This is a genomic window from Clostridium ihumii AP5 (assembly GCF_000612845.1).
Taxonomy (GTDB): domain Bacteria; phylum Bacillota; class Clostridia; order Clostridiales; family Clostridiaceae; genus Clostridium_J; species Clostridium_J ihumii.
The window spans coordinates 1-6,745 of record NZ_CCAT010000020.1 but is presented as its reverse complement, the minus strand read 5'-3'; the positions used below and the strand labels follow the sequence as shown (position 1 = coordinate 6,745).

Genomic DNA, 6,745 nt, shown 5'->3' with positions numbered 1-6,745 from the left:
TGCTGTTTTTATAGGCGGGGTTTTATCAGAAAAAAGTTTTGTGATAAGTTATGTAATAGCAGCACTTATTAGTTTGACAGCGCTAAATGTAGCCTTACTTTTTAAGGAGCCAAAATATAAATGTGATGAGAAAGTGAATATAAAGAAGCATTTTAAAGAAAGTTATTTTATTATAAAAGATGATTCTAAAATTAAATTTATATTATTCTTTTTCCCACTAGTAGATACTTTTACAGCAATGCTATACTTTTATGGACAAAAGTTTTTTGAAGTAAAAGGATTTAGTATAACAGTTATAGCTATTATTTTTGTTATAAAAAGCATATGTAGTACTTTAGGTAATCTTATGTTTGTTAAAATTAAAAGAATACTTAAAGCAAGAACTATATTTATTATGATTTCTTGTATATCAATTTGTTTAATACTAGTGGGATTTTTAGATAATAAATTTAGTGTGATATTATTTGTGATTGTAGGTTTTTTTGATGCAATATTATATGTGATAAGTTCTACTTTGTTGAATAAAGAAATACCTTCGGAGCAAAGAGCAACATTAATATCAGTAGATAGTATGAGTTATTCAGCTTTTATGATTATATTATTTCCTTTAGCAGGATACTTAGGAGAAAAAATAAGTTTAAGTAATATTTTCATAATTCTAGGCATAGTTTTATTTGTGATTAATATCGTAAATATAAATAATATAAATAAGTTTAAAATATAAAAAGGGTAATATCTCTAGTATCATTTGAACTTAGAAAGATCAATTTAAAGTGTTGTACAAAAATGAACAATTAACCATCACTTATAATTGCTAACTGTTAATTAGTTCCAAACATGATAATAGAATAAACTGTAAGATTAGTAGTATCATTTGATAAAGTTATTATTTTGAATTTGCGTTTGGAACACTATATAGGAGGGGAATATGGGAAAGGTAAAAGCAATTTTAATAGATTCTGGAAAGGTACTCAATGGGCCTGTGACTGGGGAATGGTTTGTAACACCTAATTTTTTTGAATATGTAGATAAAAAGAAAGTTGAAAAATTAAATATTGAACAAATTAATAAGGCTTTTCAGTTAGCAGGTGACTATATTTCAAAGCAAGATTTTATAGTTACAGAGGAAGAAGAGTATAGACATTTTTTGAAATATTACAATATATTTTTTGACACTGTTAAAGAATTAAATGTATCAAAAGAAAATATAGAAAATGTAACAAAAGATTTAGTTTACAATTATGACAAGTATAGATTTTATGATGATGTTATAGAAGTTATTCCTACATTGCATAAGAACTATAAGTTAGCTGTGGTTTCAGATGCATGGCCATCTCTTTTAAATGTATTTAAAAAGGCTGATATGACAAAATATTTTTCAGCTATTGTTATTTCATCATTTCAAGGTGTTACAAAACCTAATGATTTAATGTACACTACTGCACTTAAAGAACTTAGTGTAGAGCCTAATGAAGCTATATTTATTGATGATAGTCTAAAAAACTGTAAGGGTGCAGAAAAGTTAGGAATTAGAAGCATATTAATATGTAGAGATAAAGAGGATTACTTAGATAATAAGAATAAATTAAAAGATATAGACGTAATAAATAATTTTAAGGAACTATTAGAAATTATATAAATTTAAAGGCTATGCATTTATAAGTGCATAGCCTTTAAATTATGATTAGAAGTTTAAAAAAAGTTAATGAAATATATTTGTATATTTACAAAAAATAAACATATTAGATTTTTACAAGCATTATAATATAGAGTGATAAAACTATTATGAAAACAAATTAGAATTAAAGATGTTTTTTTATTAAAGAATTTATAAAATAATAAGGAAATTATTTTAAGTTCTAAGTTATAGAATGAGGAGGGGGAAATATGGAGATACAGTTTAGTGAATTTTTAAAAAAATCCAAACCATATTTAAAAGAATTAATCAATGAATTAGATAAAGATTTTAAATATGTTTCAGTGTTAGCTACAGACTCAAAGGGGAAGGAATATTTAGTATCTAATAGTGAGATACATATAGATAAAGCAATGGTGGCAGAAAGAGGTTTTGTAGTAAGAGTATATAATGGAATTAATTATTCGGAATATTCATTTAATTATATTGATGATAAGAATGTAGGAAAAATTGTATTAGACATAAAGAATAAATTTAAAAATTTTAGTGATAAAATTGAAAATGATTTAGAATTAATAGAGTACGATGTAATAAAAGAAGAAGCTATAAATAAAAAAGAGCAGAAACCAGTAGAGATTTCACCACAAAGCTTAGGTGATGAAAAGATAATAAAAAGATTAACTGAAATTAACAATAAAGGCATGAGCCTTTCAGATAAGATATTACAATTTAAGTCAATATATCAATATGCTCAAATAAACAAAATATTTTTATCTAAGAAAAAAGATTTAGAAGAAAGTTACATGTGGAGCAATGGAATGTTAATATGTATGACATCAGAAAAAGAAAATACAAAAGTTATATATGATTCATTTTCAGGATTAAAAGGAGCAGAGTTGTTAGATGAAATTGAAAATGGTGTAGAAATTTTAGTTGAAAATGGATTAGCATTATTAAAATCAGAACCAATAAAACCAGGAGAATATGATGTTATCTGTTCACCTGCTATTTCAGGGTTAATTGCACATGAAGCTTTTGGACATGGTGTGGAAATGGACATGTTCTTAAAAGATAGAGCTAAATCTAAGTATTATATGAATAAAGAAATAGCTTCAGAACTTGTAACAATGCATGATGGAGCATTAGGAGTAAATGAGACTGCTTCATATGTATTTGACGATGAGGGTAATTTGGCAAATGATACAATAATAATTGATAAAGGAATATTTAAGAGAGGTCTTTGTGATACTTTAAGTGCATCTAAATTAAATGTTATACCTGCTAATGGAAGAAGAGAAAGCTATGAAAGAAAGGCATATTCAAGAATGACCAATACTTACTTTGAAGCTGGTAAGGATAAACTTCAGGATATGATAAAATCTATAGATTATGGATTTTTAATAGAAGGCAGTGGAAGTGGTATGGAAGACCCTAAAAACTGGGGCATTCAATGTATTGCTATTATGGCAAAAGAGATCAAGCATGGAGAATTAACAGGAAAAATATATTCACCAGTTATAATGACTGGTTATGTACCAGACTTATTGAAGTCAATATCTATGGTGTCTGAAAATGTTTCATTAGAAGGTGCAGGCTTTTGTGGTAAGGGTTCAAAAGAATGGGTTAAGGTATCTTGTGGAGGACCTTATATAAAAACGAAAGTGAGGTTAGGCTAATGGTTGAGAAAATTTTGAGTGCTTTAAAAAAATTAGAAGCAGAGATTTATAAGATAAATATTACTAAGATAAAAAGTGAAGAATTGTTTTTTATAAGAAAAAAATTAGATATGAATAGAAAAAAAGATGTAACAAAATACGAGGTTACACTTTATAAGGATTTTAAGGAAAATGAAATTAAGTTTAGAGGCGAATCTACAGTTGATATTTATCCAACTATGAATGATGAAGAAATTTTAGAAGAGTTAAAGGGTGGTCTATATGCAGCAGGTTTTGTTAAGAATGAATATTATCCATTACCTAAGAGTCAAGGGGCAAGCACTATAGATAAATCCTATTTGAATAAAGATTTAAATTTAGAAGAAACAGCATTAAAAGTTCAAAATGCTTTATATAAATATGACCACTATGATAATGGTGGCATAAATTCTACAGAAATATTTGTGCAAAAAATAGAAAATAGAATAATAAATTCAGAAGGAATAGATGTGTCTTTTTCAAAACTTGGTTTAGAAATAGAGTATGTTGTAGATTGGACAGAAAATGGTGAGGAAGTAGAAATATATAATAAAGATAATTATGATGAATTAAATGAAAATACTATAGCAGAAAGTGTAAGAGAAGCAATAGAAGTTGTTAAGTCTAGAGCAAAAGCAAAAAGTTCAGTAAAAACAGGAAAATATGATGTTATACTAAACAAAGAGGCAGTGCAAACTTTTTTTGAATATTATCAGTATAAAGCTAATGCTAGGTCTATATATACAAAAGGATCAAAATTTAAAATTGGAGACAGTATTCAAGGAGTAAATATAATTGAAGATAAGATAAACGTAAGTCTTGAAGGAACTAACCCTTATGATAATGATGGAGTAATGTTAAATAGAACTAATATTATAGAGGATGGAATATTAAAGAGTTATTATGGTAATTTTAGATATTCTAGTTACTTGAAGACTAAGGCAACTGGAAATTTAAACAAATTAGTAGTTAATAGTGGAAATACAACAATTGCAGAAATGAAAAAAGAGCCGCATCTAGATTTATTAGCATTTTCAGCTTTTGATATGGATCCATCACTTGGAAACTTCTGTGGTGAAATAAGACTTGGATTTTACTATGATGGTGAAAATACAATTCCAATAACAGGAGGATCTATATCTGGAAATGTTAAAGATGTTCAAGGAAATATGATATTATCAAAGGAAATATTTGAAACAAGTAAATTTGTAGGACCTAAGTCAATAAAACTTAAAGGTGTTACTGTAGCAGGTAATTAAGCTAGGGCTGTATCAAAAATATTTTTGTTAAAATATAGGGTTCCAAGTTAAAAAATGAAATTACTCAAATATTAAATGAGAATAATGTTAGTAAAGGAAACAGGAATTATTTAAAACGTTATTCATAAAAATTTCAAAGAAACTCTAATAAATTTGACATTTTATTTCCAAGACTAAACGGCTATTAGTGAACTAAATTAAGACCTATGTAATTAAATTCTAGTCTATTTTTCATAACTCTTCATCAGCAATTCACATTAATAAAATGCCATTATTGATGAGAATTACTTCCTTGATTTATAAAAAATATACATTGAATTTTCAATTACATATTTCTAAATTTAGTTCACACGACATCCTGTCTAGGCAGTCGCTGAACCCGTCCTTGGGTTCAGGTCTTGAAAATAAAACACAAATTAATAAGAGTTTCTAAATCAATTTTAAAAGAAATACTTATTTAAATAATTCCTGTTCCTTGATGAAAGAAAAAAGTTTTCAGATTGATAAATGTATTATTTGAAATTGGAACCCTATAGTATATTGAAATCCAAACTAGAAAAAGGCTATTGGTATTTAAAGTTTACCGATAGCCTTATATTTTTCATTAATTTAATAATATAGTTTATAATTTTAAATTAAACTTATTAATTAATCTATTAACTAAGTTATTTTGATACAACCCTTTATTATATAGTCTAACTTTACATTCATATTAAAGACCGCCAAGATTAAAATCTCAGCTACGAAGGTGAAGCAATTAAATTAAATAATATAATTTATCATTTTCAATTTTCAATTCTCAACTTTCAATTGACAAAGTAGGCGAGAATTCATTCTTGCATAACGTCATTTAAACATATTAATTCTAATTTTATATCTATATGAAAATCTGCCAAGACTAAAGTCCCAGCTACGAGGGAAACAGAAATAAAATTGAAAGTCCCAACCTTTGTAGGCGAGGTTTTAACCTTGCAGAACGTTATTTGTATTACTTTTAAATTTGTAATCTGTTAGGTACTGACTTTGCTTGCTTAGATAAGTATATTAGTAAAAAGGATAATAAATTATGAAAAGGTGATTGTTCTATGAGATGTCCGTCCATCTTGTTGATTAGTATATTTTAAAGATGAAACCAATAAAATTTAGCAAGGATACATTACCGCCAAGACTAAAGTCTCAGCTACGAAGGTGAAGCAATTAAATTTAATAATATAATTTATCATTTTCAATTTTCAATTCTCAACTTTCAATTGACAAAGTAGGCGAGAATTCATTCTTGCAAAACGTCATTTAAATATATTATTTCTAAATTTACATACATATCAAAGACCGCCAAGACTGAAGTCTCAGCTACGAGGGAAACAGAAATAAAATTGAAAGTCCCAACCTTGCAAAACATAATTTTCAATTTTCCACTTTCAATTAATAAAGTAGGCTAGGTTTCAATCTTGCAAAGATAATATAGAATTTAGTTTTATATATTTAAATAAAGAATAAAAAATTTTAGAATATATAAAACTAAGCAAATAATATGTATAGAAAAATTAAATAATTTGAAATTTCATAAAAATATTGAAATTTATAAAGAAAATTTGTAGAATAGTAATTAAAATGTTGTGAAAAAACTAAATTTTAAAAAAATAAAATAAAGGAGGAATATTATGTTAATATATTTTTTTATATTTATTTCCAAGATAGTAGAGGTTTCATTAACAACTGTAAGAACAGTGCTTTTAACAAAAGGAGAAAAAGTATATGCAGCTATTATAGGATTTTTTGAAGTTATAATATGGTTATTAGTAGTAGGAAATGTACTAGATGGAATACAAGATGATCCTATAAAAATTATAGTATATGCTTTAGGATATGCTTGTGGAAACTATTTAGGTTCTATAGTTGAGGATAAATTGGCAATTGGAATAATAACTATGAATGTAATAGTAAAAAAAGAAGATGGGGAAGAAATGCTTAAAGTATTAAGGAGAGCAGAAGTAGGTGTAACATCTATAGAAGGTGAAGGGCTTGATAGTAAAAAACTTATACTTATACTGCATTTAAAAAGAAAAAGGAAAAAAGAAATCATAAAACTTATAGAAAGTGTAGATATGAAATCAGTAATATCTATAACAGATACTAAAACTGTTTATGGCGGTTTT

Annotated in this window: 5 protein-coding genes; all 5 read left to right on the top strand. The window is 26.3% G+C overall.

Going from position 1 to position 6,745, the window contains the following annotated elements; all coding sequences use genetic code 11:
• Window positions 1–724 (top strand): MFS transporter (locus BN346_RS04145; RefSeq protein ID WP_034439762.1); only part of this gene is annotated, 724 nt, incomplete at its 5' end.
• A gap of 204 nt (window positions 725–928) precedes the next feature.
• Window positions 929–1,639: an HAD-IA family hydrolase gene (locus BN346_RS04140; RefSeq protein WP_034439760.1), complete on the top strand. Its 711-nt coding sequence runs from the start codon at window positions 929–931 to the stop codon at window positions 1,637–1,639.
• Between the two features lie 248 nt (window positions 1,640–1,887).
• The gene (locus tag BN346_RS04135) at window positions 1,888–3,312 is read left to right on the top strand and encodes a TldD/PmbA family protein (protein ID WP_034439759.1); all 1,425 of its coding nucleotides are present in this window, start codon (window positions 1,888–1,890) and stop codon (window positions 3,310–3,312) included.
• A complete protein-coding gene (locus BN346_RS04130; protein ID WP_034439756.1) occupies window positions 3,312–4,589 on the top strand; it encodes a metallopeptidase TldD-related protein in 1,278 nt (425 codons plus the stop codon). The genes BN346_RS04135 and BN346_RS04130 overlap by 1 nt, the downstream gene beginning before the upstream one ends.
• A gap of 1,661 nt (window positions 4,590–6,250) precedes the next feature.
• Window positions 6,251–6,745: DUF2179 domain-containing protein (locus BN346_RS04125; RefSeq protein ID WP_034439754.1), on the top strand; the 495-nt coding region annotated here is incomplete at its 3' end.